General features: G+C 40.1%; 23 protein-coding genes and 1 tRNA gene. 12 read left to right on the top strand and 12 right to left on the bottom strand.

Going from position 1 to position 24,376, the window contains the following annotated elements; all coding sequences use genetic code 11:
• The first annotated feature begins 9 nt into the window (after positions 1-9).
• The gene (locus F8S12_RS00700) at positions 10-1,491 is read left to right on the top strand and encodes a site-2 protease family protein (protein ID WP_196514315.1); all 1,482 of its coding nucleotides are present in this window, start codon (positions 10-12) and stop codon (positions 1,489-1,491) included.
• Positions 1,492-1,498: 7 nt separating this feature from the next.
• Here the strand turns inward: F8S12_RS00700 and F8S12_RS00695 are convergent, their stop codons facing one another.
• The gene (locus F8S12_RS00695) at positions 1,499-1,741 is read right to left on the bottom strand and encodes a hypothetical protein (RefSeq protein ID WP_196514314.1); all 243 of its coding nucleotides are present in this window, start codon (positions 1,739-1,741) and stop codon (positions 1,499-1,501) included.
• A 173-nt stretch (positions 1,742-1,914) separates the two neighbouring features.
• On the opposite strand from F8S12_RS00695, the gene F8S12_RS00690 reads away from it, so the two are divergent.
• Positions 1,915-2,334 carry a helix-turn-helix domain-containing protein gene (locus tag F8S12_RS00690; protein WP_196514313.1) on the top strand — a complete coding sequence of 140 codons (420 nt, stop codon included), beginning with the start codon at positions 1,915-1,917 and terminating at the stop codon, positions 2,332-2,334.
• A gap of 6 nt (positions 2,335-2,340) precedes the next feature.
• Here the strand turns inward: F8S12_RS00690 and F8S12_RS00685 are convergent, their stop codons facing one another.
• From F8S12_RS00685 to F8S12_RS00675, 3 genes are all read right to left on the bottom strand, one after another.
• Entirely contained in the window at positions 2,341-3,213 is an 873-nt protein-coding gene (locus F8S12_RS00685) for a DUF4397 domain-containing protein (protein WP_196514312.1), read from the bottom strand.
• A 678-nt stretch (positions 3,214-3,891) separates the two neighbouring features.
• Positions 3,892-5,154 carry a glycoside hydrolase family 10 protein gene (locus F8S12_RS00680; protein ID WP_196514311.1) on the bottom strand — a complete coding sequence of 421 codons (1,263 nt, stop codon included), beginning with the start codon at positions 5,152-5,154 and terminating at the stop codon, positions 3,892-3,894.
• A 102-nt stretch (positions 5,155-5,256) separates the two neighbouring features.
• Positions 5,257-6,387: a hypothetical protein gene (locus F8S12_RS00675; protein WP_196514310.1), complete on the bottom strand. Its 1,131-nt coding sequence runs from the start codon at positions 6,385-6,387 to the stop codon at positions 5,257-5,259.
• A 515-nt stretch (positions 6,388-6,902) separates the two neighbouring features.
• Here F8S12_RS00675 and F8S12_RS00670 point away from each other — a divergent pair.
• The gene (locus F8S12_RS00670; protein ID WP_196514309.1) at positions 6,903-7,568 is read left to right on the top strand and encodes a phosphoribosyltransferase; all 666 of its coding nucleotides are present in this window, start codon (positions 6,903-6,905) and stop codon (positions 7,566-7,568) included.
• A 61-nt stretch (positions 7,569-7,629) separates the two neighbouring features.
• Here the strand turns inward: F8S12_RS00670 and F8S12_RS00665 are convergent, their stop codons facing one another.
• The gene (locus F8S12_RS00665) at positions 7,630-8,124 is read right to left on the bottom strand and encodes a hypothetical protein (protein WP_196514308.1); all 495 of its coding nucleotides are present in this window, start codon (positions 8,122-8,124) and stop codon (positions 7,630-7,632) included.
• Positions 8,125-8,787: 663 nt separating this feature from the next.
• Between F8S12_RS00665 and aroF the strand changes: the two genes are divergently transcribed.
• The 6 genes from aroF to F8S12_RS00635 all read left to right on the top strand — a co-directional run bounded on the left by aroF (position 8,788) and on the right by F8S12_RS00635 (position 14,167).
• Positions 8,788-9,702 carry a 3-deoxy-7-phosphoheptulonate synthase gene (gene aroF / locus F8S12_RS00660; protein ID WP_196514307.1) on the top strand — a complete coding sequence of 305 codons (915 nt, stop codon included), beginning with the start codon at positions 8,788-8,790 and terminating at the stop codon, positions 9,700-9,702.
• 142 nt (positions 9,703-9,844) lie between these two features.
• Positions 9,845-11,092 (top strand): bifunctional sterol desaturase/short chain dehydrogenase, encoded by a 1,248-nt coding sequence (locus F8S12_RS00655; protein WP_196514306.1) that lies wholly within the window; start codon positions 9,845-9,847, stop codon positions 11,090-11,092.
• A 216-nt stretch (positions 11,093-11,308) separates the two neighbouring features.
• On the top strand, positions 11,309-11,629 hold the full coding sequence (locus F8S12_RS00650) for a hypothetical protein (RefSeq protein WP_196514305.1): 321 nt from the start codon (positions 11,309-11,311) through the stop codon (positions 11,627-11,629).
• Between the two features lie 62 nt (positions 11,630-11,691).
• Complete coding sequence (locus tag F8S12_RS00645; protein WP_196514304.1) at positions 11,692-12,114, top strand: restriction endonuclease; 423 nt, start codon at positions 11,692-11,694, stop codon at positions 12,112-12,114.
• 312 nt (positions 12,115-12,426) lie between these two features.
• Positions 12,427-12,780: a hypothetical protein gene (locus tag F8S12_RS00640; protein ID WP_196514303.1), complete on the top strand. Its 354-nt coding sequence runs from the start codon at positions 12,427-12,429 to the stop codon at positions 12,778-12,780.
• Positions 12,740-14,167 (top strand): hypothetical protein, encoded by a 1,428-nt coding sequence (locus F8S12_RS00635; protein WP_196514302.1) that lies wholly within the window; start codon positions 12,740-12,742, stop codon positions 14,165-14,167. Before F8S12_RS00640 ends, F8S12_RS00635 begins: the two co-directional genes overlap by 41 nt.
• Positions 14,168-14,268: 101 nt before the next feature.
• On the opposite strand, the gene F8S12_RS00630 is transcribed toward F8S12_RS00635, so the two are convergent.
• From F8S12_RS00630 to ahcY, 3 genes are all read right to left on the bottom strand, one after another.
• Positions 14,269-14,598 (bottom strand): XisI protein, encoded by a 330-nt coding sequence (locus tag F8S12_RS00630; protein ID WP_196514301.1) that lies wholly within the window; start codon positions 14,596-14,598, stop codon positions 14,269-14,271.
• Positions 14,586-15,002 (bottom strand): XisH family protein, encoded by a 417-nt coding sequence (locus tag F8S12_RS00625; RefSeq protein ID WP_196514300.1) that lies wholly within the window; start codon positions 15,000-15,002, stop codon positions 14,586-14,588. The genes F8S12_RS00630 and F8S12_RS00625 overlap by 13 nt, the downstream gene beginning before the upstream one ends.
• Positions 15,003-15,129: 127 nt before the next feature.
• On the bottom strand, positions 15,130-16,407 hold the full coding sequence (gene ahcY, locus F8S12_RS00620) for an adenosylhomocysteinase (RefSeq protein ID WP_196514299.1): 1,278 nt from the start codon (positions 16,405-16,407) through the stop codon (positions 15,130-15,132).
• 391 nt (positions 16,408-16,798) lie between these two features.
• On the opposite strand from ahcY, the gene F8S12_RS00615 reads away from it, so the two are divergent.
• Together F8S12_RS00615 and F8S12_RS00610 are read left to right on the top strand one after the other, a co-directional pair.
• Positions 16,799-18,484, top strand: coding sequence for a mechanosensitive ion channel family protein (locus tag F8S12_RS00615; RefSeq protein WP_442946777.1), 1,686 nt, complete (start codon positions 16,799-16,801; stop codon positions 18,482-18,484).
• Between the two features lie 124 nt (positions 18,485-18,608).
• Positions 18,609-18,872, top strand: a complete 264-nt coding sequence (locus F8S12_RS00610) for a hypothetical protein (protein WP_196514321.1) — start codon at positions 18,609-18,611, stop codon at positions 18,870-18,872.
• A gap of 112 nt (positions 18,873-18,984) precedes the next feature.
• On the opposite strand, the gene F8S12_RS00605 is transcribed toward F8S12_RS00610, so the two are convergent.
• The 4 genes from F8S12_RS00605 to F8S12_RS00590 form a co-directional block, all read right to left on the bottom strand.
• A tRNA-Phe gene (locus F8S12_RS00605) sits at positions 18,985-19,057 on the bottom strand.
• A 76-nt stretch (positions 19,058-19,133) separates the two neighbouring features.
• A complete protein-coding gene (locus F8S12_RS00600) occupies positions 19,134-20,003 on the bottom strand; it encodes a metal ABC transporter permease (protein ID WP_196514320.1) in 870 nt (289 codons plus the stop codon).
• A gap of 59 nt (positions 20,004-20,062) precedes the next feature.
• Positions 20,063-20,839 (bottom strand): metal ABC transporter ATP-binding protein, encoded by a 777-nt coding sequence (locus F8S12_RS00595; protein WP_196514298.1) that lies wholly within the window; start codon positions 20,837-20,839, stop codon positions 20,063-20,065.
• A gap of 46 nt (positions 20,840-20,885) precedes the next feature.
• Positions 20,886-21,857: a metal ABC transporter solute-binding protein, Zn/Mn family gene (locus tag F8S12_RS00590; RefSeq protein WP_196514297.1), complete on the bottom strand. Its 972-nt coding sequence runs from the start codon at positions 21,855-21,857 to the stop codon at positions 20,886-20,888.
• A gap of 299 nt (positions 21,858-22,156) precedes the next feature.
• On the opposite strand from F8S12_RS00590, the gene F8S12_RS00585 reads away from it, so the two are divergent.
• A complete protein-coding gene (locus F8S12_RS00585) occupies positions 22,157-23,776 on the top strand; it encodes an iron uptake porin (RefSeq protein WP_196514296.1) in 1,620 nt (539 codons plus the stop codon).
• Positions 23,777-24,376 lie beyond the last annotated feature (600 nt).

Genomic DNA, 24,376 nt, shown 5'->3' with positions numbered 1-24,376 from the left:
GGTTTGGAGATGTTTACTTTATCAGAAACTTCTATCCTGGCAGCAATCCTACTGGTAGCTTTAGGCATTTTGGGCTGGGGCTTTTATCGCGCTAGACCTTTGGGTAAGCTGGGAATCTTAGCCTGGTTACAGTCGGTGGTGTTGATGACTCCCTGGCTGCTGTTTTTTGGATTGTTTGCCGCAGGGATTTACATCAATATAGCGGGTATATTGTTCTTGCTGGTGGCTTCCACTGGATTGTATATCTTCTTGGGCAGACAGTTACGCGCATCTGGGCAAGATGCCATCCTCAAGCAACGGGCTACAGAAAGACTTGCTGCTGATTCTTCACTTAAAGCAAATTCCCCACAATTAGCAGTATCAGAGGTAAAACCGGAGAGCCTGCCATTACCGGAAGATGACTTGAATACAATTAAAGGTATTTTCGGTATCGATACGTTTTTTGCTACAGAAACGATCGCTTACCAGGATGGAGCTATTTTCAAAGGCAATTTGCGGGGAGAACCAGAGGAAGTTCACAACCGTCTAACTGCAAGGTTACAGCAACGCCTTGGTGAGCAGTATCGCCTATTTTTAGTGGAAAACACAGATGGCAGAACCGTAGTAATTGTCCTGCCTAGCCGCAACGATCCCCGTCCGCTCCAGTTATCGCAAAAAGTGTTTGCAGGTATCCTGTTAGTAGGAACTATTGCCACAAATCTAGAAGCCGCCGGATTACTGCTAAATTTTGATTTCTTTGGAAATCCAGGGCGGTTTACAGAAGCTTTGCCCATAGGTGCTGGGATATTTACGATTTTAGTAGCTCACGAAATCGGTCATTGGTTACTTGCCCAGCGTTACCAAATTCGCCTTAGCTGGCCGTTCTTTCTGCCTGCTGTGCAAATTGGCTCTTTTGGGGCAATTACCCGCTTTGAGTCTCTGCTGCCCAACCGTAAGGTCTTATTTGACATTGCCTTAGCAGGGCCAGCCGCAGGTGGTATTCTATCTTTGTTAATGCTGATCACTGGCTTACTGCTTTCCCACCCAGGTAGTTTATTTCAATTGCCAAATCAGTTTTTTCAAGGGTCGATTTTGGTGGGAAGTTTGGCACGAGTTGTCCTTGGTTCGGCTTTGCAGTCGCCCCTGGTAAATGTTCATCCCCTAGTGGTGATTGGTTGGCTGGGGTTAATAATTACCGCTTTGAACTTGATGCCCGCAGGACAATTAGATGGTGGCCGCATTGTTCAGGCAATTTATGGACGCAAAACCGCAGGACGCGCAACTCTAGCAACTTTAATTTTACTAGCGCTAGTGTCTCTTGGTAATACTCTGGCGATGTACTGGGCGATCGTGATTTTCTTCTTGCAACGGGATCAAGAACGCCCAAGCTTGAATGAAGTCACTGAACCCGATGACGCTAGAGCCGCTTTAGGTCTTTTGGCTCTATTCTTGATGATTACCACGCTCTTACCCTTGACTCCCGCCTTGGCTGGACGTTTGGGAATAGGATAGTGCTGAGTTAGAAGTTCAGAACCTCAACTTCCGAGTTCAAAGGTGCAACTTTCGAGTTCAGAGGCTCAACTTCCGAGTTCAGAGGCTCAACTTTCGAGTTCAGAGGCTCAACTTCCGAGTTCAAAGGTGCAACTTTCGAGTTCAGAGGCTCAACTTCCGAGTTCAAAGGTGCAACTTTCGAGTTCAGAGGCTCAACTTCCGAGTTCAAAGGTGCAACTTCCGAGTTCAGAAGCTCAACTTCCGAGTTCAAAGGTGCAACTTCCGAGTTCAGAGGCTTTATTTAACCTCTCGATTTGAACAGTCTATAGCGGAATTAGACAGCACTAGACCTCTTGCAAAAGTCCTTCTTTTCGCTTTCTTCTTTGCGCCTTTGCGCCTTTGCGTGAGACAAAAAATTATTTATGCAAGAGGTCTAATGAACAATTGAAGGCAGAACCAGAACGTTGGAAACTGCACCGAGACTCATACCAGAGTCAAGTTGACGAGTTAAAGTCAGAAATTTCGGAATACGAAAGACTTATTAATTGCGACATCAGCAAGCCTTTAAAAATTCAAATTGATTCTTTAAATAAGCTGCTAAATGCTTTAATTAAAGCTCGGTTAGCAGCCAAAATTAGTCAGCAAGAACTTGCTGATATATTGGGAATCGATGAAGAAAGAGTTCAGGAGTATGAGGATACAGATTATCAATGTGCCAGTTTTGTAGAAATTCTCGAAGTCAGCACGACTTTAATAGCTACTGAAGCGGGTCTGATTGAATCAGCCGCTTCCGCTTCAATAGTTATACGGTTTTTTCAAAAATTAAATAAGATTCCTATGGCTAAAAATGCCTCACTAAGTTGATATTACTTACTGCACAATCTGATAACACCCATTGGCATTAGGAGGCGCTGTTTGTGTTGAGGCAGTTGTAAGTAGCAGTGAGTTAGGTGCTTGGCCTAAGCCATTACCTGTAGCAATTACATCAAAAATGACTCCGGGTGGGACTTGTTGATTCGCAACTTCTACTGTGATTGGTGGGTTGAAGGCATTATTGATCAATGGGTCAAATTGGTCAGGTAGAACTGGATTGAAGTTATATGTACCAGCCGTAAGTTCTGGGTAAGGAATAGCAGTTTTGGGTGTCAGGTCTGTGATACGAGTTTCATCCACATTTGGGCTAGAGGATTTGCTAATACGGAAATCTATAACAGCGCTAGTTTCCGAAAAGCGATACCAACGTCCTTTAAATTTACCTGGATTAGGCTGTGTTAAATCCTCTGGAATTACAAAGGGTGATTGATTAAATAATGGTTGACCTGAGGGACCTTGTAGTGTTCCTGTTATTGCTACTGTATAAGCACTATTAGGCGCTCCTGTAAAGGTTCTAGAAGCAATTGTAGTGGAAGTACCAGATTGCACAAAACGTACATTAATATTTCCTGGTGTTACATTTACATATCTACTAGCTTGACGAAAATCTACATTCTCCAAAACTCTGTCACCGTTGACAATCACATCAACTGGTGATGCAGTAGGAACCGCAGCGTTAATAACTCTTAATTTGGCAGGGCATTTATAAGGGTTTAGAAGAGAATCTAGTAGGCTTAGGCTTCCAGTGGGCAATTTTTGTGAAGGCTCTGTAGATAGTTGAGAATAGGCTAAACCTTTGTATGGATAACTAGTCAAACTAATTAAAGATAATGTCAAAGCACCTAAGAATAATCGTCTTGTTAGAAACATATCTTCCTCCTATCGTGAGACAAAAATAACAAATGAGCAAGCCTTATTCTGCATAAAAAATGATGCGATAATCATCGCAAAGATTTTTTATGTATAGGGCTATAGATATTGCAATGGTAGATATTTAAGTTGAGAAGACACGTTATTTTTTCTGTTGTTTTCCCAACCATTAAAACAAAAATTTTATTTGATTTGTTTATATTATTTTAACATAGCTACTCTGGGAGAGACAATTGATATTATTAATGATAATAATTTGTTTTGCTCTATGACTAGCAAGCCTTCTAGCAACTGCTGAAGGAGTGACAATTGCTTCATTCCACTTCTCTACGAGACGCAAGCGCGTAGCTTGCTTCTCCGTAGGAGTACGTTGCATTCGCAATGACATATCGTAAGTGATTTGCCGAACTTGATATCAGATGCCGATGACAATTGAGGAAGCTGAGGCTGAATTACAGAGACGGTTTGGACAGCAAGCTAGTTAAAGTAATTCGTAATTCGTAATTCGTAATTGTCGGTGAGTCAGCGCAGTCTTGGGGGTTTCCCCCATGAGCGACTGACGTTAGCGCAGCGTTAGCGAGCTTGCGTTCGCGCAGCGTCTCGTAGAGAGCGTCACCCCGAAGGAGTGAACCTTCACTGAAATTAAGCGATGTGTTCACCGACAGCTTATGAAGAAAATTAACTGAATGGTTTCCAACCTGTAAGCAAATTCGGGTAAGTCGTTGGTGTAGGGAAGATTTTTTGGAAGCCAATTTGACGCTCTTGGGGCTTTTCTTTGCTCATGTTCCAGAGGGTTTCATAGAAAAAGAATGAGACTCCAGCAAAGTTGCGATCGCGTACTTTTTGCACTTGTGTTTGAATCTGTTGTATCGGTACAGAGCGATTTTTCAACCCAGCTAAAATCCCCACACTCACCGGAATATGACGCTTGGCTGCTTTGACTTCCGGGTACTCTAATTCACTAACAAAAACATTCAAATCATCTCGATATAGCTGCAAAACTAAGTCTTCAATGATTCCCAACCGTTCCCACTTTTGCCAGTCTGCTAAAAAGTAGTCATAAGAAAAACGCTGAGGATTAGGCGCAACGGAAACCAAGCAATCTTTTTTAGTAGCTTTAATGGCTTTGAATACCCGTTTCATCAACTCGGTGATTTTATTAGCTCTCCAGCGCACCCATTCTGGATCTTTAGAGTTTTTAGAAGGAGCTTTACCACGGTGTTCTTTTTTGTAAAGTGCCACTGTATAGGCATCGTATCCTAACTCTGATGGCAAGCCAAAATGGTCATCAAATTGAATACCATCAATGTCGTAGTTTCTAACAATTTCAACGATTAAATCTTGGATGAATTGTTGCACTTCTGGGCGAAAAGGATTTAACCAAACGCGATTATGTGTGCCTTCTTTGACAATCCGAGTTCCATCGCTGCGACTGGTGAGCCATTGGGGACGATTTTTAGCTAATAGAGAATCTGCTGGTGCCATGAAACCAAATTCAAACCAGGGAATCACTGTTAACCCTTTTTGATGTCCCACATCCACAATTTCTTTGAGGATATCTCGCCCTTGGAGTCCGGGTGTAGGATCAAGCGATCGCCCGATAACTTTGGCTGCAACTTTGCTAGGATACAACGTATAACCCCAATTCCAAACCGCCGGATATATGGTGTTAAAATTGAGTTCATCAAGGCGCTGCAAAGATCCCTTGAGGCGATCGCGCTCAAATAACACATCACTATCAATATTTGTTAACCACACTCCCCTTAACTCAGATGCTGGCCTTCGCGGCAGATTAATTTGAGCGTTCAATGGAAAGGATAGCATCACCGTAGCCACTATACTCAAGGTAACGATGGCCACAAACAACCCTGACTTTTTGCTTCGGTGAATATTCCACCGAGAATGAAACTCAAGACACAACTTTACAAACCTTTTGATCATTGATTTATAGATATTATTAAATTATGAACAATAAACATGAATAGCGATCGTTTCGATTGTAAACGCTAAACCAATCGCTATTTAATCCTATCAATGAGTTTATTATTGGGCGCTGGCTGCGAGCTGATTCCAGGCTTTAACTGCTGCTTGTAAATTCTTTGGCAAGTTATTTTGAGAAATATCGTTATATTGAACCGTACCTTCTTGGCTGGTAAGAGTGTAGGTGATATAATCAGCAGCACCACTGGGGGCTGGGTAACTCAAATTTTGGAATTTGCTAAATTTAGAACGTTCTAAAAATCTTTGAAATTGTTGCACCTGTTGTACAGAAACACGGCGAACACTACGCTCAGAATCATTGGCATCACCAATCCGCACGCTAATCAATCGCCCATCTTTGAGTAAAACAGTCTGGTAAGTTCTACCAGCAAAGCCACCACTGGAGATTTGCCGAAATACGACATCTCGATCTAACGGCGGTGGTAACTCGCTAACTGGAATTTGCACAGGGGACAGTGTACTTTCACTAGCCTTTTGATTCAGCCTAACTGTGGAACCTGTTTGATTGGTGTGATAAACCAAGGTTTTGTCAATTGCGCCGACAACCACTCGCCAGCCTGGTACTAAAGCTTGGGTACAGAATTCATCAGCATTAGCTAATTCTAAACAGCCATTACTCCAAGTTTGCTGTTGAGCCTGAATAATGGTTAGCTGAGAAATTGGCTGTTGCAAACCTTTGGAGGCGGCTTGCAAAACTGCATTTTTTACAGATGCAGGTAATTTATCTGAGAGAGGCTTTTCCGAAGCTAAACGTAGCGATCGCCCGTTACGATTAGTATGATAAATCCAGGTTTGTTTGCCATTAGATACCGCAACCCGCCAACCAGGAACTACCGCTTGGGTACAAAGTTCATCAGGTTGAGGCAGTTGCAAACACCCATTACGCCAAGTTTGTTGATTATAATCAATAATTTCCAGTTCTCTGGTTAAAATTCCCTGTCTGCGGGCTAAATCCTGCAACACTGCGTTAGCTACTGGACGTGGCAAGCGGTTTGGTTTAATATTCTTTTTGAGAACTTCATTGCTTGCTCCTAGTGATAAACTTGCAGAAGCAGCTGTAGCCCCTTTGATAACTATTAAACCACTACCTACAGACAGAATTCCAGTCAAAATCAAAGCCGTAAGAATTCGTGCTTGATTGGGGTTAAAGTACTTTTTCAGCATAATTTTCATAGTAATATAGTGATGTAATCTAACGCGAATATTTTCAAATTACTAGCCTACACCAATCTAAAATTCAAAATAATCTCAGACAATATTAGGTGCTAATCGCTTGTTGTTCAGATTTAACTAACTGATTGTTAGGTAAATCGTTGGTTAATTCCCACTACAGATTCTAAACCCTTAAAAAATCCTGCTTTTGCTTTTAAAAATAGCTGATCAATATTCAGTTATTCTAGCCGATTAATTTTTACTTAAAAGTGTTAAGTGGTTAATTTTGATAACGTTTTTTCTATAATACCAAGCATAATACTTTTAACTTTCTAAGATCAGTTCAAAACATCTGACTATAACAAGTCATGTATTAAGATAAATCTGGAGGAAATGAGTGAAGCAATTAGTAGTGGCTAAATCAATAATATTCGCTTTCAACTCCCATCAGAATTCGATCCATTCTTTGAGGCGGGCAGCCAAGGACGAATGTGTAAATAATCAATTTTTTGGAAACCAATCAGGAGTGTCATACCATGCTATTCAAAAACCGGAGGGTTGCGGGTCAATCTTTAGTTAAAGAGTTAGTCGCTTATGCTAACCGTCCAGATGTTTTAGTATTAGGGCTACCAAGGGGTGGTGTACCCGTTGCCTTTGAGGTTGCCAAAGCCTTGAATGCTCCCTTAGATGTTTTGGTGGTACGTAAATTGGGTGTGCCTGATCAAGAAGAACTAGCTATGGGAGCGATCGCCTCTGGTGGTGTGCGGATAGTTAATGAATATATTATTAACCTAGTGAATATCTCCGATGAAGTCATTGCCAGAGTTACGGTGCAAGAAGAACGGGAGTTAGAGCGGCGGGAACGGCTTTATCGAGGGAATTGCCCTTTAAGAGATTTACAGGGGCGCACGGTGATCTTAGTAGACGATGGTTTAGCCACGGGTGCAACTATGTGGGCTGCTGTTGTGGCTGTGCGAAAACAGCAACCCGCTCAGATTGTGATTGCGGTGCCTGTGGGTGTATCCGAAACTTGTCATGAGTTGAAAACTGAGGTAGACAAAATCGTTTGTCTCTCGACACCCAGGCCTTTCCACAGCGTTGGTCGATGGTACGAAAACTTTCCCCAAACTACGGATAAAGAAGTCCGAGAGCTACTTGCAAAAGCGACAAAGAACGGTGAACCAATATCTCTCGGCACATGAAAGTTGCACCAGAGATTAGCGATCGCAAATATTTGAAATTATATTAATAGCACCCTTGTCTCTATCTCCCCATCTCCCTATTTCTCCATCGAGCGATCGCTCTCCAATATGCAGCAATTGGAATCTGATAGATTTCAATAAAAATCCAAACAATAATTGATAAATGTGATAAGAAAGTTAATATCGTCCAAATATATGGCATCCAGGTAATGGGTTCGTTGAGATTAGCAGGAAAATAGTAAGCTACTATGCCAATTATAGTAGTGGGAAGAATTACAAAAACTGCTGCTGCTAGTCCATAACCCCAACCTAATTCCACACCTTCTAACTGGGCTTCTGCCCAACTAAACCCATTCCAACGCCAAATTAAGGGTGGTTGCCTAGAAGGCATCTTAATTTGCTGTAGTTCTAGGTTGACTGTAAAAATTTCTTGGCAAAAGTCACAAGCCATAGCTTCCATCAATGACAGATGAGAAATCTTACCTATCCGACAGACTGGGCAGGGGTAAACTTCGTGATAGTCGAAAGATTTGGCTAAGATTTTTGAACTGGGCATAATGAAATGAGTGATCCTAAAAAGTTTATTTGGTCAATGAGGACTCATGGGTAAGAATAATTTATGGTGGTTCTCAATTGCCTGCAATAAGCTTTCGTAAGATGAAGTCAGAAGTTAGAATAATTATATATTTACGGCTTATATTAAGTGTCATATTGAAACTGACAACGTCACGCGGTGAACCTCTTTGCGCCTATCTAAACCTATCATTTTTGGAATAGTAGACAAAATTTTTCTCAGTTTTACTGAGTCTATCGCTTTTTTATTATGTTGTGGGGGTCTTGACACCGCCAACTCCTCCTGTTAATGTTACTTCACATGGTGATATATTTTTTAAATTTTCCAGCAGAGATCCCTACAAATGCTCGATAAAAATTCCTACTTTTATTTTTGGTATATGGTGGTTCACCGGTAGTGAATTGAGTTTCCAGATGGAAACCCCCCGGTAAACCGCAGAGCGAATTCTGCGGTTTTTGTTTTTTAAGGAGAATTTTATTGTGATGACTTATTTCAGCAGTTGGTTTTACGGCTTTTACTTTTGGCCCAGAGCAAGTTCCGGGTAAATAGCGTTATGCCGATAAATCAGAACGCGCCCGGAACTCCTCAAAGGTTCCGGGCTTTTTTGTTGTTACTGGGGGATGACGGAGACAAGGAGAATAATCAATGCTCAATACCCAATACTTAAATTTTCAGGAGAATGAAACTATGATTAATGCCAAACTTGCCGCACAATCTCATCCGAACCATCAGACAATCGTTAAACTTTCAGAAAAAGTCGCTTTTGGCGGTGAAGAACTGGTAATTATCGGTGGCCCCTGCACTGTTGAAAGCTTAGAACAAATGGAGACAGTTGCTCAAAAGCTATCTACTGCATCTGTGCAAGCGTTACGTGGCGGTGTCTACAAACCCCGCACATCTCCATACGCCTTCCAGGGTATGGGACATGAAGGACTGGAAATATTGGCAAGGGTGCGATCGCATTACAATATGCCAGTTGTCACCGAGGTGATGTCAATTTCTCAAATTGAAGTAGTTGCCGCTCACGCTGATATGCTTCAAGTTGGTAGCCGCAATATGCAAAACTTTGACTTGCTCAAAGCTTTGGGACAAGCTGGTAAACCAATACTACTCAAACGTGGATTAGCAGCGACAATTGAAGAATTTGTGATGGCTGCTGAATATATCCTTAGTCACGGTAATCCTGATGTGGTGTTGTGCGAAAGAGGTATCCGCAGTTTTGATGATTACACCCGTAACGTCCTGGATTTAGGGGCAGTGGCAGCACTCAAGCAAATAACTCACCTGCCTGTGATTGTAGATCCTTCCCATGCCGTCGGTAAACGGGAACTGGTAGCACCTGTGTCTAGGGCTGCGATCGCTTGTGGTGCAGATGGATTAATTATTGAATGTCATCCAGAGCCAGAAAAATCTGTTTCTGATGCCCGTCAAGCGCTTTCTTTAGAAGATATGGTGCATTTAGTAAAGAGTTTAAAGCCTGTAGCAACAGCCGTTGGGCGCAGTGTATCAGAAGCAATGGGGGCGGGTTTGGAACCTGCCCCGATTTTTTGTGCTGCTTAAATTTCAGTTGAATGTATGCTTGTCTCAACTACAAAGAGCGATCGCTTTGTTGATGCTGACTAGCCGATGATTTTTGTTGCTCTAAAACTCGACCTTATATCAGATCATGAACAATGATTAAGAAAAACGCGTGTAGACAAAGATGATCAAAATGTTAGCTGAAAGCTTGATTGGGATGGAAGCAAGATCACACATTAATTGGGTACTGGTAAATACCTGCTTGCAGTTTGCTAGTTGGGGACTTTTTTCACTTTTACTCGCTGAGGTCTTGAGAGATAGCTACCATGCTTTGTGTCACCAAGTCAATTGGCTTGCCAAATGGCACAACAAGCATCATAGCGCCTATCGCCGGGATTTATCGATAGTTTCCCTGAAAGTTTATCAAGAATCCCAGCTATATCACGATATTTTAGAGTCGAGTCTACTGCTGGTGGTATTGGTAGTAATTGCCTTAATTGTCCAGCAAATGGGGTTATGGTTAGGAGTAGCTTATGGTTGCACCTTCTTGTATGGCGCGGCTGTGCGATATTTCCAGGGAAAAATTGATACAGACTACAACCACCTACCCGGCCCTTTAGAGACAATTCCATCCATTTGGTGGGTAAATCGCTCTTACCATTGGCGGCATCATTTTGATGATGTCAACGCTTACTACAGTGGTGTCTTTCCGTTAGTGGATAAAATTCTTGGCACAGGACTGTCTCTCAAGGGTAAAACCATCGCTTTAACTGGAGCTTCAGGAGCCTTGGGGCAAGCGTTGACGGCTGAACTTGTAAAGAATAATGCTAAAGTTGTGGCATTAACCACTAATCCAGAAAAATTCGTAGAGCAGGTTGGGGTGAAGGTGATTCCCTGGCAGTTGGGCAATGAAGCCAATCTCAGGGATAGTTTAGAGAAAGTAGATATTTTAATTATCAACCACGGAATCAATGTCTACGCCAGCCGCACACCGGAGGCTATCAACTCCTCTTATGAGGTGAATACCTTTTCAGCATTGCGGTTGATGGATATATTTTCGACAACTGTAACAGGCCCACAAGCAAAAGCAACAAAGGAAATCTGGGTAAACACTTCTGAGGCTGAGGTTTCTCCAGCCCTGAGTCCGCTTTATGAACTCACCAAGCGATCGCTAGGAGATATTGTTACCCTTAAGCGTTTGGACGGGAATTGTGTAATTCGCAAGTTAATTCTTGGCCCGTTTAAGAGTCAACTGAATCCTTATGGAGTGATGTCTGCACAGCAAGTTGCTCGTGCTATCTTATTTTTGGCAAGGCGAGACTTCCGAAATATTATTGTGGCAATAAATCCTCTTACTTATCTGCTGTTTCCCTTAAAGGAAATTAGTACGTCGCTATACTATCGAGTCTTCAGCCGAACAGCGAAAAGTTAATAATTTCCAGGTAATCAACCAGTTAATATTTGAAGTAGTTTAGCATTTCGTAAGGTGCGTTACGCTGTCTCTAACGCACCTACTAGACTACAACGTGTTAGTAGTAGGTAATGGTTGGCGGTTTGGTCTATAATTGTTGTCTTTCTAGTAGATTATAAGCGATTGAGAATATTGTAATATAAGATATATTGCCCTAAAGCATTTTCTACAAAAATTATGACTAACCAAACAAATGCTCCTCCTGCTGTTGATTATGCACCCCTGGAATTACAAGGGGAGTTAATCGCTATGCAAGAATTAACCATTAAGGAGTTATTAACTATTGGTCAAAATCAAGTTCCAGAAAGTCAAAAAGAACTACATTTACAACTTTTAGAGAAAAATCAAAATCATCAATTCAGTGAATCAGATAGATTATTGTTGCGATCGCTCCGAGTGAGTGCTGATTATTTAATGTTGAAAAAAGCATACTCTTATGCACTTTTAAAATGGAAAGGCTATTCTATTTCAGATTTTGATAAATTAGGAAAGCAATAGTAGTGCCATATCTGAGTGTTATTTACTATAATGAAATGTAATAAAAAGGATAATCATAAATAATGAATATAGAATTTGACGATTTAAAGGTAATGTTTAAAATATTAGTCCCTGATTCATTAGGTAAAAATAAACCGAAAGAAAAGGGTGATTTTTTTGAAGACCTGGTTACTCCTTTGTTCAAAAATCAGAGATGGAAAGTTACTGCACGCAACAAAGTTTTACCAGGAGCAGAAATTGATATATCTGTAGAAGATGAACATACGAAACAAACAGCATTAGTACAATGTAAATTTCATGAAGACAAAATTTATAGTAATGATATCAAACAATTAACATCAGAAGCTTTTTTACTTTCTGACTACAGTTTCGCATTTTTATTATCTACTTCTGAACTAGCGGGTACAAGTAAAACATTAGTAGATACGTTTAATAATAAATATAATGATAAATTAATTGTATGGGCTGGTAAAAAGCTTATTTAAATTTTTAAACGTGCGTATGGTATCCAAAACCCTGACTTAGATAGATTAGGAAATATAGGAGTTAGTAGGATTACATTTTTAGTAACATACGAGAAAGAGTTTATTTGGGTTGTAGAACAAATCGATACAGATATAGAGAATAGCCATGCTTTTATTTTCCCGACTCAATTAACTCGGAATGATTCTGAAGATTATTGGAAGAGTTATTTTGATAAATTTAATATATATCAAAAATATAATTTAAAATTCGTTAATGACAATAATCAAAACTCGATCATTTATCAAGCATTAAATATTCCAAGAGAACATGAATTGAAGAAAGTTGTTATACCAAGAATATGCAAAGCAGATAAGTTTGTTGATTATCATTTACCTTGTAGTCCAGAAGATTTTTTTGGGCGTGTAAAACCAAAAGAGATATTTTGGGAATTTATAAAAGATGTAGGAGATAAAAAAACTGATTCAAGAATAGTGTGTTTAACTGGTAATACAGGTCTAGGTAAATCCTCGTTATTAGTTAAATTAATAGAGGAATCTAGTCAAGAAGAATATAAACATGAATTTTATATCCGTGATGTTGATGTTACCAGTGTTAGAGATGATAAAGCAAAGTTTTTTCTAGCGAATGTTTATTCAAACAACATTACAAGAAGCTATAGACCATGAATTTATTAAGATTACGAATTATAAAATAAAGCTAGATAGTTTAGAATATCCTTTTTTTGAAAGTGATTCTATTCAATTATTAACACGTAAGTTAAGAGAAGAAAGAAAAGTAATAATTATATTTTTTGACCAATTTGAAGAGATTTTAACTAAGAATTCATGGATATCCATTTATGATGACTTTCTGGAAGTTGCCAATGAAATTAATTATATTCAAGAAAATATCGTTTTTGGTTTTTCTTGGCGTGCAGATATTTATCTACCAGCTAAAAGCCCTCAATCTGAATTTTGGTATCAAATAAAACGTATTAGTACAACAATAGACTTAAATAATTTTATTTTTTCAGAAAAAGATACAGCACAAGCATTAAATAAATTTGAGATTTTTTTGATCAATAATACTCATATTAAAAAATTAGATTCTAGTATTAAAAGGTGGCTATTAGATAATTGTCAAAATATGCCTTGGTTATTAAAGAAAATTTGTGGTGAAATACATAAAGAGACTTTGAAATCTGTAGATTTTAAATCTAAGCAAATAATTAATAACATTGATATCAAAAAAATATTTGAGAGAGATATAGATGAGATAAAAAAGCTTGGCAATATCTATTATGATTGTTTAAAATATATTGCTGAATCCTCTCCTGTCTTACAACAAGAAGTGATAGATAAATATGGTTCTGATGTAATTCATAAGTTGTTAGAAGATCATCTAATTATCGCTACAGGAAGTAATTATAAAATTTACGCTGATATATTTCGTGAATATATTGTAAACAATAAACTACCGTTATTAACTATAAGTTTTACCCCTAGAACAAGCATAGTAACAACATTAAAAATCTTTAAACTACTGAATAGTAATTTAACTAAACTAGAAGCTGCTAAAAACTTAAATTTGAAATATAAAGATGGTAAAAGTACAATTGAGAATGCTATTCAGGATTTACAAAAATTTTTACCTCTGGAAACTCAGCAAAACTCAGGTTTAGTAAAAATACCTAATAATATTAATAAGTTGAATGATTATGAAATTGCTGAAATTTTTGCTGATTATTTAGAATCTCATGTATTAATTCAAGAAATTTATAGAGAATATCAGCCTGATCAATGTTTTCATTATGATGATTTTGATAAAATTTTATTAAAGAATAGTTATGTAAGTACTACTAGAGATCCAAAGGACTACCGTAGCAGATTTTTATCATGGTTTTGTTTTGCTGGGTTACTAGAAATAAGACAAGATGAGTGGATATATAGACCTATTAATTCTAGGAAAGGAAAGCACAAAGGAAACGTTTCGGACTGCGAGTTTAGAAATAAACGAAGAAAAGATAAATCTAAAGGAAAATATCGCCAGTTAAACGCATTCGATTTACTCTAACAAAGCTTAAATAGATCACTTACAATACAAGTAGATTTAATTGAAGTCGAAGAGTCGATATACTCACATTTCAACTTCAGTCTGGATAGAATACAAAAAATTTAAACCGATGCAAAACCAGTAAACTGTCTCACATGAGGCGATCTAAAACCTAAAACAATATCCGTTTTCGGTACTCCTAACTCTACTAATTCATTAGCTACACCTTCCTCTGTAAAATCGCACTGAATCCAGATTTTTCCATTGATAATATCTATATGAATCACCGAACCATAAGTCCGTTTTTCACCTTCCCAACCTAGATGAATTACTAAATAGTGATTTTTTTGATTATCAAATATTAATTGTATTTCCGTTCCCTTGGCTAAATGACTTTCTGTATGTCTTGCTAATACTGTCTGTACTAATTCAGGATAATTCATTTCTTCCATAAAATAATCTCCTCTTTGCTACTTTCAAATATCAATAATTTTAATTTATGTTCAGCAATTATTTCTTGAATCACAGGTATCAGAAAAAAAGCTGTATATATTTCATAACTAATTGCTAAATATAAAATACGATCGGGTTCTTCTTTTCTTAAAATAGAACGGTAATTAAGTGTTTGTCCTAAAGCTGTATGAAATTCACTAATCGCTGATTTTCCCAAAAAAGATTTTATTTCAACTGCTATTTTTTCTCCTTCTTTTTCTGCTCCTAAAAGTCTTTCTGCACCTAAATCAAGACGAAATTCTATAGTATCTACTAGAAATATTAAAGGATCATCAGTAATTAACCAACCATCTTTCTCTAAAGCTAACTTAACAGCATTATGAAAAAAATCTTTTGCTGACATAGAAACTTACAATAACACCCTCCATCCTATGATATCCTCTCTCTGCGCCTCTGCGTCTCTGCGTGAGAAAAACAAAAAAAGGGATAAGCCCAAAAGCCTATCCCCAAAAAATCAACTAATCAATGTATCAAGTACCCGAAGTCCAAGAATTGATGTACTCAATTTGATCTGCTGTCAAACTATCAATCGTGATACCAATAGCCTGCAACTTCAACCGAGCAATTTCTTGATCGACTTCAACAGGAATTGAGTGCAAACCAGGTTCCAACTTACCCTTATTCTTCACCAGGAATTCACAAGCCAAAGCTTGGTTCGCAAAGCTCATATCCATTACCGCGCTGGGGTGTCCTTCAGCCGCAGCGAGGTTAATCAAGCGTCCTTGTCCGAGAACGACTACTGATTTACCATTTTTCAATTTGTACTCTTCAGTGAAAGGACGAACTTCTTTGATTTCCTTAGCTTGTGCAGCCAAGTATTTCAAATCAAGTTCCAAGTCAAAGTGACCGGAGTTACAAACGATCGCACCATCTTTCATGACATCGAAGTGTTCACCACGAACGACATGCTTGTTGCCAGTCACAGTGATAAAAATATCACCTTCGGGTGCAGCTTCAGCCATTGGTAGGACGCGGAAACCATCCATCACGGCTTCAATTGCCTTGATGGGGTCGATTTCGGTGACGATGACATTAGCACCCATCCCACGGGCGCGGAGGGCTGTACCTTTACCACACCAGCCGTAACCGACGACGACAATGTTTTTACCAGCCAACAAAATATTTGTGGCGCGGATAATGCCATCTAGGGTTGATTGCCCAGTACCATAGCGATTATCAAAGAAGTGCTTGGTGTCGGCGTCGTTGACGTTGACGGCGGGGAAGGTAAGAACGCCTTCTCTAAACATGGCGCGTAGGCGCACGATACCAGTGGTGGTTTCTTCGGTGCTACCAATCAAATCAGCAATTTGGTGTTGGCGGTGTTGAATTAAAGCCGCAACCACATCGCTACCGTCATCAACAATAATGTTGGGGCGATGATCTAAAGCTATTTGGACGTGGCGGTTATAAGTTTCGTTATCTTCGCCTTTTTGAGCAAAGACAGGAATTTCATGATCGACGACGAGACTAGCGGCTACGTCATCTTGTGTTGATAAAGGATTGCTAGCAATTAAAACAGCATCTGCACCACCGGCTTTCAGAGCGATCGCCAAATGTGCTGTTTCTGTTGTAATGTGGGCGCAAGCCACAAGCCGTAACCCAGCGAAGGGTTTTTCTATGGCGAAGCGATCGCGGATTTGCCCTAAAACTGGCATTTCCCGTCCAGCCCATTCAATGCGCTGTCTTCCCAAGGGAGCTAGGCCGAGGTCTTTAACCTCGTGCTTTAATCGGGGAGAAATTGCAGTCATGAAAAGTTACCTCAAAAAATTAAAAAAGGTACGTAAAATTTACGCCCTCTACTAGGTTATTCTACCACTAGCGATTTTTGCTGCAAAGAAAGCAAATCCCTAGTCAATAGTTCTCAAAAATAGCTTGACGTTGGATTGGCCTAATCTCAACTTCATCCCCAGGTTCTTCCTTTTTGTTTTATCTTTGGTAAGAGTCAAACTTTTCTCAGCCTTAACTGCCGATTTGAAGTACATTGTCATCTGTCTGAAGATAGAGAATAACCAAAAAATATCAAAATTTCATCATCTAAAGGAAAACTTCAACTTTAGATGAGTACATTTACCCAAAGTAATTGCAGAGGATGATTTATAGAAGTAGTTAGTAGTAAATTTTACTCAAGGAGGTGTTTGAGTGCGCTTTCAATTTTTGGCGTTGGCTTTGCCCGCCGTAGGCATCGCTAGTTCAATGTCCATAGTTGCTGTATCTATGCCAAAAGCCACAGCCCAGATTCCTTTTTTACCGCAGTTGCAAACTCCCAGCAGTGTGAGTAATGATTCAAATAATAGAGTTGTTTCAGGTTGGATTTATTTAGATGGTCGTCCGTTATTTCAGATAGCGGCATCAAAAACCAACTTTCATGAGCGTTCAGAAGACATCCAAAAGAAGTTGGAGAAAATTGGCCAAAATTACTTTCAGTCACCAGCAGAAACAGCAGTCAAGGTAGAAGTTCGGAAAGTAAACGAATTACCAGTAATTTATGTCAACAGTCAATATCTGATGACCATCACTTCTGAGGATGCCAGATTGCGACAGGTAGATATGTCAACATCGGCAAATCAAATCGCTGAATCATTACAAGAAGACTTGCAAGAAGCAAAGCAAGAAAGACAAACTGAATCTTTAATCGACCAAGGTAAAATTGCTGTGGGCATCGGACTAGCAATGATTGTCATGAGTTGGGGAGTATATAGCTGGCAGAGGCGTTCAATAAAGCATTCAGTACACTCTATTGCCTCCCAATCCCAAAGGGAACTCTTCAACCACCCAACACCAGCAGATCAACCAATTACAACACAACTGAATCAACGCCAACATGAGCATCTGCAAGAAGTCAAGAGACGATTGTTTGAGCTAACTCAAGCCGGAATTTGGGGAGGTGGAAGCTTTTATATTTTGGGTTTATTTCCCTATACACGAGGATTTCAGGTAGGAATTCTTACAGCCGCCCAATTTCCTTTGCGATTAGGTATCGTATTACTGGGAACTTATGTAACTGTTCGTCTCAGCTATGCCTTAATTGACCGCTTTGCCTCTACTGTCATCTGTAGTGGTGCTTTCCTAACCCCAGAAAGTTCTCAACGGCTGCAACTGCGAGTTTCCACATTTTCTAGTGTGACTAAAAGTATTGCTACTATTATCTGCGTGGGAGTTGGTATCTTGCTAGCGCTGGTGTCATTGGGGATAGATATCGTTCCCTTGCTAGCGGGTGCTAGTTTAGTTGGTGTTGCAGTATCTCTGGCCTCACAAAACTTAATTAAAGATGCGATTAACGGTTTTTTGATCATTCTAGAAGACCAGTATGCTTTAGGCGATGTGATTAATGTGGGAGACGTGGGAGGCTTAGTAGAAAATCTGAATCTGCGGATGACTCAACTGCGGGATTCCGAAGGGCGTTTGATCACGATTCCCAATAGTGAAATTAAAGTTGTTGCCAATCTTTCTAGTCGTTGGTCACGAGCCGATTTAACAATCCCGATCGCTTACCAAGCCGATATTGAACAGGCTTTGAAGTTGATTGAAACTGTTGGCTTGGAGATGGATCGAGATTTGCAATGGGAGCGTCAAATTCTGGAAACGCCGCAAGTTTTAGGAATAGATCAATTTGGCGATCGCGGTTTGATCATTCGTGTATGGATCAAAACACAGCCCCTCAAACAATGGGATGTAGCACGGGAGTTTCGCCGCCGTCTGAAAATTACCTTAGACGAAGCCGGAATTTCCATTTCTGTGCCTCAACAAGCGATTTGGCTCAATGATGCTCAATTGTTAAATATTCAGGGGAATGGCAAAGCTCATTTAGGAATAGGGGGAGAATAACTAATGCCCCAATACCCCAATCTAGTACAAATATACTATAATATAGATAGCGTCCACAAAGCCTAGTGAAATGCACAACGGCTGTGTGAAAACCTTCTGGAAGATGGATTTAAGGGTTAGTCCGATGATGAAGCATTATATTCTCAACCTCAATCCGACAGCCAAGCATGAATGGGATCGGTTTATTTTACGTGACCCTCTAACTGCCAAACGCCCAGAAATTGCCAAATTAATTGCCGAAGCAGTTGGTGCAGATACAGGTAGTTATTTGGTAAGCGTGAATATCGAAGTTCAAGTTTTAGAGCAAGCTGCGGTACCTCAAGCTGAACAACTATCGCTTTCGTTTCCAGAGGTGAGTGTGCCGTCACAACTGCGGGAAGCGGCTTGAGGTAGGGTGCCTGCATCTTTATTTTGTAACAGTTTTAAGCGATCGCACTCACAGCCAGTATCTACAAAGAACAAAACCCTTGAAAACTTTACTTTTCAAGGGTCTTATGCTATGCCAGGAACCGGACTTGAACCGGTGACACGAGGATTTTCAGTCCTCTGCTCTACCAACTGAGCTATCCCGGCACGGGGTTTTATTTGAGCCACGATTAATAAATGTAGCAAAGATAAAAGAATATAGCAAGTCCTTGGAGAAAAAGATTTACGCGGCTTTCAACCTCAACTTGAACCAGATAAAAATGGCTACAAATAGTAGAAACTGGACAAGAACAATACTTGGGCCAGAAGCAAAGTCGAAAATACCTGAGACAATGATGCCAACAATGCTGCTAATGGAACCAACTATCACCGACATGACTAAAAAGTGGCTAAAGTGGTGACTCATCAGTTTGGCGGTGGAGGCGGGAATGACCAAAAAGGCGTTCACCAATAAAACGCCGACAGCTTTAATCGCTACAGCAACGGCGAGTGAAAGCAAGACCACAAATGCGTAGCGGTATAATTGGACAGGAATACCCTGAACTTGCGCTACATCGGGGTTAAGGGTCAACAAAATTTGCTGCCGTAAAGTTGATAGCAAGAATATGCTACCCCCCACAAGCACCAGTAGCGTCAAAATCAAATCTGTGGCATCGATCGCTAGAATATCGCCAAACAGCACAGTCATCAAGTTGCCACGATATCCTTTAATCAGGCTCGTGAGAATTAAACCGATCGCTAATGCCCCAGATAGGACTATACTAAGTACGCTATCGCTAGCTAAGTCGGTTTTGTCGATAAAGTAGAGGACAATAACGCCAAAAACTAAGGTAAAAGGTAACAGCATCCAAGTAGGATTTATTTGTAGCAGCACGCCTAACGCCACACCTACTAATGCTGCATGACCAACCGCATGGCTGAAAAAAGACAACTGGCGCAAGGTAACAAAACTGCCCAACATCCCGCCAAGTATTCCCATTAACGCAGCACCTGCGATCGCACGCTGCATGAAGGGTAATTTTAACAATTCTACCAAGTCATGACTATTGGCGATCGCAAGCCAAACTATCTGACATTCATTGAAGAAACTCATACTTACCGGCATCTTTCATCCTTTAATTACGAATTACGAATTACGAATTACGAATTATTTTAATGTTGGTGCTGGTAGCGACTGAAACCTGGGCCATAGGTTGCTAACAGGTTTTGCGGTGAAAGGGCAATTTCCGGCTTCCCAGTACAAACAATGGTTTGATTAAGGCAAAGGACGCGATCGCAATGGCGGCTTACCATATCAATATCATGAGAAACTTGCAATACCGTCCAACCTTCCTCCCGTTTTAATTCATTCAGCAAAGCGTAAAAATCTGCTGTACCTTGCACATCAACACCGGCGAAGGCTTCGTCTAGTACTAACAGTTTTCGAGGCATTACCAAACAATAAGCCAACAAAACCCGTTTAAGTTGACCACCGCTAAGAGTACCAATAGCTCGATGCTGTAAATCATAAGCATCGGTTCGCCGTAAAGCTTCTACTACTGCTGCCGATTTTTCTCGGTCTTGTCTCCATAACTTGGAGAAAAATAAATCTCCCCTTTTCTCTTTATTAGCCCATCCCAGTCCCACTAATTCGCTGACAGAAATAGGAAAGCTGCGGTCAAAGATGAAGTTTTGCGGCATATAGCCCAACAGGTGACGTAAACGCCCCAGCCTTGCAATTGGGCAACCTAATGTCTCAATTGTACCAGCACTTCGAGGTATCAAATCTAAAACCGCTTTTACCAGGGTACTTTTACCAGCACCATTTGGGCCAACGATAGCTGTATCTGTTCCTGGAAACAATTCAAAGGAAACATCTCGAACAGCTAGATAGCTGCCTTGATATACAGTTAATCCTTCTACTTTCAAAATAGCAATATCTTTATTCATTATTTAAAAAATGATGGTTTTTAACTCCTAACTCCTAACTCCTAACTCATTTACACGCCGTTTCTAAAGTTTGCAAGTTAGCTTTCATGGCTTTGAAGTAATGCTGTGGATCTGTTTCGCCAGTTTCCAAAGAATCCAGCGTTTGCAAAGTTAATTTTAAATCTTGGGAGAGGCTGGTCAGCAGTTTATTATCTACTCCTGATTCGCTAAATAAAGCTTTAACTTTATACTTTTTCACGGCGTTAACTGCATTTTGTACATCCATTGGTGAAAGTTGATCTTCGGGAATTTCCACCACAGCAACTTGCTTGAGTTTATAACGTTTGGCTAAATATGGAAACGCATCATGAAAGGTAATAAAGGTGCAACTAGGAGTTTTCTGCAAAGTCTGCTGAAATTCGCTGTTTAAACTTTCTAATTCTTTAATATAAGCCGCAGCATTAGCTTCATAATTAGCTTTATTCGTTTGATCGGCGGCAATTAAGCCATCTCGAATATTAATTACCTGCTGTTTTGCCAATACCGGATCTAACCAAACATGAGGATTACCTTCATTGTGTTTATGATCTTTTTCTTCTTGCGATACTTTCACAACAGGTGAATTTTCATTTAAGGGTTTAATACCTTTACTTGCATCAATTTCAGTTAATTTAGAATTTTGGGCATTTTTGACAGTATCTTCGAGAAATTCTTCAAAACCTAAACCATTTTTTACCAATACATTTGCAGTGGCGATCGCTTTGACATTTTTTGGTGTTGCCTGATATTCATGCACCTCCGTACCAGGTGGCACTAGAATTTCTACATCTGCTACATTCCCTGCTACTGCCTTAGTAAACAAATATATCGGCAAAAATGTCGTCACAACTTTAGTTTTTCCCGACTTCGCTAGTGGGGTAGATGCAGCTTCAGTTGTTCCCTGATTCCTATTTGATTGGCTACAGCCAGCAGCCATTAACAACATTAGCAGAGCAATAATAGGCAAGATACCTCTTCTAACTCCTTTGCAATTCCCCATCACCGTGATTTCTCCTCAAAACGGATGCTGTTCTGCATTGGTCACAATTCCTACATTCTATAGTAGAATAATTCTCATTCTCATTCAAGACGCATAATATTATTTTGAGTTTCCTGTGTAATGAGTAACAACAAAACTTTTTCAGATAGTACAGTCCTCTGCAATTTAGTTTTCCCTGAATAATGAGGATTTCTTGACTTATTGGTTAAAAAATTTGCTAACTTCTGATAGGATTTGTCATAAAATTTACGTTAAAAAACGTGGTTTGGGTGTGAATTGGAGATCAGGTGAGGAGAAAAATGCAAAAATTCTGTAAATATCTGCTAGCTAGTCCAGTAGTCTGCGGTGCAATGCTATTTGTTACTACTGCTGCATTTGCAGGTGAAACATCCGGTAAGCCTGAAATCAATCAACCGCAAGTTTTAGCTAGTCCAGACGCAACAACTCAGAATATTAGTCAAGTTCAGGTAACAGGGCAAGTTACTTCTGTGTCTCAGTTGTCAGACATACAAACTACAGACTGGGCGTTCCAAGCCTTGCAATCGCTGGTAGAACGCTATGGTTGTATTGCAGGATACCCAAATAGTACTTATCGCGGGAATCGGGCACTGACGCGATATGAGTTTGCTGCTGGTTTGAATGCTTGTCTTGATCGGGTTAATGAACTAATTGCTACTGGCACAGCTGATTTGGTGAGCAAAGAAGATTTAGCCACACTACAAAAGCTGCAAGAAAACTTTTCAGCCGAACTGACAACACTTCGAGGTCGTGTAGATGCAGTAGAAGCTAAAACTGCTGAATTGGAAACGAATCAGTTCTCAACTACAACCAAACTGCAAGGGCAAGTTGTCGCAGTCGTTAGCGACGTTTTGTCAGAAAATACAGTCAACGGTGCGGAAATTACAGACGAGAATACAACTTTAGGGGTACGGGCGCGGATAGAATTTGTGACCAGCTTCACAGGGCAAGATACGCTGTTCACCAGAATCCAGGCTAATAATATTCTCAGCCCTAATATTGGTACACCAGAGGGCAACTTATTTTTTGCTGGCGAGGATGGCAATCCTAATGCTGCTATAGATGCACTGTTCTACAGATTTCCCTTGGGCGAAAAAACACAGGTTATCGCTATTGCCAATGCAGGTGCAGCAGACGACATTACCAGTACTGTCAATATCTTTGATGGTGATGGCGCTTTTGGTGCTTTGTCCACCTTTGGTACACGCAACCCAATTTATAGCCAAATGGAGGGCGCGGGGTTGGGAGTAACGCACGAGTTTAGTGACAAATTGGCACTAAGTTTAGGGTATTTAAGTGGTACAGCTAATGACCCTACACCCAATAATGGTTTGTTTAATGGTTCTTATGGTGCGATCGCACAGCTGACTGTTAAACCAAGCGATCGCATTTCTATCGGTTTAACTTACATCAATTCCTACAATCAGCCACTACTCACAGGTAGCAATGCCGCAACCCTCGCGCCCTTAGATTTAGATGCCGATGGTACTCTAGATTCCCAATTTTCCAGTAATTCTTACGGTGTCCAAGCATCTATCGGTATTAGTGATAAATTTGTGTTGGGTGGTTGGGCTGGGTACACCAACAGCCGCACCTTGACTGGGAACCGTGGAGAGGTTGACATTTGGAACTATGCTGTCACACTCGGCTTTCCCGACCTCGGTAAAAAAGGTAGTTTAGCAGGTATCATCGCTGGTGTGGAGCCTAGAGTGACAAGTTCTAACATCGCAGAATTGGATAGCGATGCGGATACATCTTATCATGTTGAGGCGTTCTACCAGTACAAGCTGAGTGACAATATCACCATTACCCCAGGAGTCATCTGGTTAACATCCCCAGATCATAATAATGACAACGATGATGTTTTTATTGGTGCACTGAGAACCACATTCAGTTTCTAATTTTAAAAATTTTACTTGAAGACGCAAATTTATCCTTTGCGTCTTCTCTTTTATTGATTAGATTGAGAAAGCAATTTCTGGGTAAAGTCTGCGATTTTCAAAACCTGTTAGGAGATGAAAAAATAAAATCTCTAGTTAATTTAACGGAGTCGAAATAGAAAACCTGTGGAAATTACTGAAAACTTTCTATTCAATTAATATCCACTACAAGTTAAAACTCTTAGATTTGTGTTCTCCTTTTGGATATAGCCTGACAAAGTGGCAGTTGCCGAATGAGTTGTTATAGATGTATGCAGTAAATCCTACATAAGTCAAGAAAAACTTTGCTAGCCATAACAAAAAGACCAGCCTCCCACAGCCGGTCTAAAAAATGTTTTTTCGTGTTGTCTTCTCAAAAGAGTTAAAACCCAATTGCGCGTTCCTAAAATGCAACGGGCAACTTTTCTTAACAGTATTGTAACAGCCAACACAGATTTTTCGTGAATTTTCATCAAAAAAAGATAAATAAAACCTTAAAAGCTTCTATCTATCAGGATAATTTAGCAGTTCGCAGGGTATAGATGGGGGAGCGGAGAGTAGGGGAGATAAGGGGGACAAGGG

The sequence above is a fragment of the Nostoc sp. WHI genome (assembly GCF_015714725.1).
Taxonomy (GTDB): domain Bacteria; phylum Cyanobacteriota; class Cyanobacteriia; order Cyanobacteriales; family Nostocaceae; genus Nostoc.
The sequence above is the reverse complement of the archived record's forward strand: the minus strand, read 5'-3'. Positions and strand labels throughout refer to the sequence as shown.

Coding starts and splice junctions, on each gene's coding strand:
- F8S12_RS00700 (WP_196514315.1), top strand. CDS start 10: ATGTTTACTTTATCAGAAACTTCTATCCTGGCAGCAATCCTACTGGTA.
- F8S12_RS00685 (WP_196514312.1), bottom strand. CDS start 3,213: ATGTTTCTAACAAGACGATTATTCTTAGGTGCTTTGACATTATCTTTA.
- F8S12_RS00680 (WP_196514311.1), bottom strand. CDS start 5,154: ATGATCAAAAGGTTTGTAAAGTTGTGTCTTGAGTTTCATTCTCGGTGG.
- F8S12_RS00675 (WP_196514310.1), bottom strand. CDS start 6,387: ATGAAAATTATGCTGAAAAAGTACTTTAACCCCAATCAAGCACGAATT.
- F8S12_RS00670 (WP_196514309.1), top strand. CDS start 6,903: ATGCTATTCAAAAACCGGAGGGTTGCGGGTCAATCTTTAGTTAAAGAG.
- F8S12_RS00665 (WP_196514308.1), bottom strand. CDS start 8,124: ATGCCCAGTTCAAAAATCTTAGCCAAATCTTTCGACTATCACGAAGTT.
- aroF (WP_196514307.1), top strand. CDS start 8,788: ATGCTCAATACCCAATACTTAAATTTTCAGGAGAATGAAACTATGATT.
- F8S12_RS00655 (WP_196514306.1), top strand. CDS start 9,845: ATGATCAAAATGTTAGCTGAAAGCTTGATTGGGATGGAAGCAAGATCA.
- F8S12_RS00650 (WP_196514305.1), top strand. CDS start 11,309: ATGACTAACCAAACAAATGCTCCTCCTGCTGTTGATTATGCACCCCTG.
- F8S12_RS00645 (WP_196514304.1), top strand. CDS start 11,692: ATGAATATAGAATTTGACGATTTAAAGGTAATGTTTAAAATATTAGTC.
- F8S12_RS00635 (WP_196514302.1), top strand. CDS start 12,740: ATGTTTATTCAAACAACATTACAAGAAGCTATAGACCATGAATTTATT.
- F8S12_RS00630 (WP_196514301.1), bottom strand. CDS start 14,598: ATGGAAGAAATGAATTATCCTGAATTAGTACAGACAGTATTAGCAAGA.
- F8S12_RS00625 (WP_196514300.1), bottom strand. CDS start 15,002: ATGTCAGCAAAAGATTTTTTTCATAATGCTGTTAAGTTAGCTTTAGAG.
- ahcY (WP_196514299.1), bottom strand. CDS start 16,407: ATGACTGCAATTTCTCCCCGATTAAAGCACGAGGTTAAAGACCTCGGC.
- F8S12_RS00610 (WP_196514321.1), top strand. CDS start 18,609: ATGATGAAGCATTATATTCTCAACCTCAATCCGACAGCCAAGCATGAA.
- F8S12_RS00600 (WP_196514320.1), bottom strand. CDS start 20,003: ATGAGTTTCTTCAATGAATGTCAGATAGTTTGGCTTGCGATCGCCAAT.
- F8S12_RS00595 (WP_196514298.1), bottom strand. CDS start 20,839: ATGAATAAAGATATTGCTATTTTGAAAGTAGAAGGATTAACTGTATAT.
- F8S12_RS00590 (WP_196514297.1), bottom strand. CDS start 21,857: ATGGGGAATTGCAAAGGAGTTAGAAGAGGTATCTTGCCTATTATTGCT.
- F8S12_RS00585 (WP_196514296.1), top strand. CDS start 22,157: ATGCAAAAATTCTGTAAATATCTGCTAGCTAGTCCAGTAGTCTGCGGT.